The organism is Coprococcus sp. LG101-27 (assembly GCF_027695515.1).
Classification (GTDB): domain Bacteria; phylum Bacillota; class Clostridia; order Lachnospirales; family Lachnospiraceae; genus Allocoprococcus; species Allocoprococcus comes.
In genome coordinates this window covers 1-1724 of sequence record NZ_JAQEUJ010000054.1, presented here as the reverse complement: position 1 = coordinate 1724, position 1724 = coordinate 1, and the positions used below count along the sequence as shown (strand labels likewise).

Below are 1724 nucleotides of genomic sequence, written 5' to 3'. Positions count from 1 at the left end.
CAATTTTTGTGGTGATATCGCCAAGCTTACGCTGTTCCCAAGAATGCACTTTTTATAATTGTTCTCTTACCATCATCAACGCATATCCCAGTAAATTTTGTCCTCTCCATTTACTCCGATTAAATCTATTTTCATCCTTCATAGATAATCCGATTCCCCAAATCTGATCTTTAACAGCACACTCTACCAAAATCGCATTATCAGTTCCTATAAGTTTCTCTTTTAAATCATGATTTTGAGAAAATTTTGCAAGAAGTCCTTCATAAACAACAATCTGCCTTACTCCATTCCAAAAATTTTCATCATATCCTTTAACATCTCTTCCTAACTTCTTAATCTGTGCCACATCTTCTGTCTGCAAAATCTTATCTGCCATCTTTTTGTCTTGAAAACACTGTGCTTTCCGATACATCATAAATTGTTCCATAGAAGAAAAATCTATTCCATCTACACTAAACTGCACCGGATACCAATTACTCAAATATCCGTTTTCCTCATATGGATTATGAAAACACATAATTTGCATTATTCTTCACCTACTTTTTTTACTGCCAAATCAAGTTCCAGATCATGTAATCCATGGTACGCTTTCTCCAAAAATTCTATCGGTACTTTCTGAATCACTTCTGCACTTGGAATATTGTAATACCATTGGTAATAAGCATAAAACTCGCCAATCCAATCTGGCATAAAGCCTTTCATCCCTTCACCATTCTTTAGCGAATATTGTTCCGTTTTTAGAAAATATTCCCACAATTCTTTGCAATCCATAGTATTTACATAAGCCTGTGCTTCATCAATACTTTTTCTTGTGTTACTTTTCATGTAAGTCTTAATAAATTCTTCCGTATCTTTATCTGGAAACTTCTGTGCTACAAAGTCAAACAACTTTCCCTGTGTTTCCACGACATCACTTAAATAATCTTCTGCATATGCTCTCATCATCATCTCTCCCGTTCTAAAGCAATGTACTGAATACTTTCGTTACCTTGTTTGCATCAGAATCTACCAATTCCCGCATTTTTTGTCTTGCTGATATATCTCGCTGATTATATTTTTCTCTAAACTCTGTATAATCAACAGACAATAATCCTTCTTTTACTTCTTGCAATTTTGAATATGCTAATTCAGATTTAACACAATATTGAATTCCCAAACCTCCTAAAGATAAAAGTTCTTTCAAAATATCAATGTCAATATTATCTCTCACAAATTCTTTTGCAATATAAAAATATGACGCATTAGCTCTCCAACCTTTTATAACATCATATCCACTTGTATCAATTCCATATTTGTCAATAAATCTTTTAGATAACATTCGATAACGTTTGGAATCCGCTGCATCTCTATGCTTCATCAACTCTGCTATCCATGAAAGTACATCTTTTTCTTGAAAATTCAGAATTTTCAAATCATCCGTATCCAATTCATATTGATGAACCCAGCCATTCGTAACATTCGGTTTACAAACCGCCCATTCTTTTGCAAGATCTATATTTCCAGTTAAATAAAAGCCCATTCCATAATCATGCTTTTTTTCACCAAGTCCATATGTCGGCACTACAATTTTTTTAGAAGTTCCATGAAATAACGTTATTTTTTCCATTGTTTCACCTTTTTCTTTATACAAACATGTTCTGTAGCATATATTTTTTTATTTCTTTTAGTTCATTACACTTTCGTTGGTGAAGAGTGATGAGGTGGTCGAGGTTGGCAAAATATTG

The 1724-nt window shown here is 33.2% G+C and carries 3 protein-coding genes; all 3 read right to left on the bottom strand.

The window, feature by feature from the left end:
* Positions 1-52: 52 nt before the first annotated feature.
* Genes PG766_RS16765 through PG766_RS16755 form a run of 3 tightly spaced genes read right to left on the bottom strand, consistent with a single transcriptional unit; the run spans position 53 to position 1606 of the window.
* Positions 53-526: an NADAR family protein gene (locus PG766_RS16765; RefSeq protein WP_118199916.1), complete on the bottom strand. Its 474-nt coding sequence runs from the start codon at positions 524-526 to the stop codon at positions 53-55.
* Positions 526-945, bottom strand: a complete 420-nt coding sequence (locus PG766_RS16760) for a hypothetical protein (RefSeq protein WP_416810419.1) — start codon at positions 943-945, stop codon at positions 526-528. The genes PG766_RS16765 and PG766_RS16760 overlap by 1 nt, the downstream gene beginning before the upstream one ends.
* Before the next feature lie 13 nt (positions 946-958).
* Complete coding sequence (locus PG766_RS16755; RefSeq protein ID WP_118199914.1) at positions 959-1606, bottom strand: DUF3990 domain-containing protein; 648 nt, start codon at positions 1604-1606, stop codon at positions 959-961.
* Positions 1607-1724: the final 118 nt, after the last annotated feature.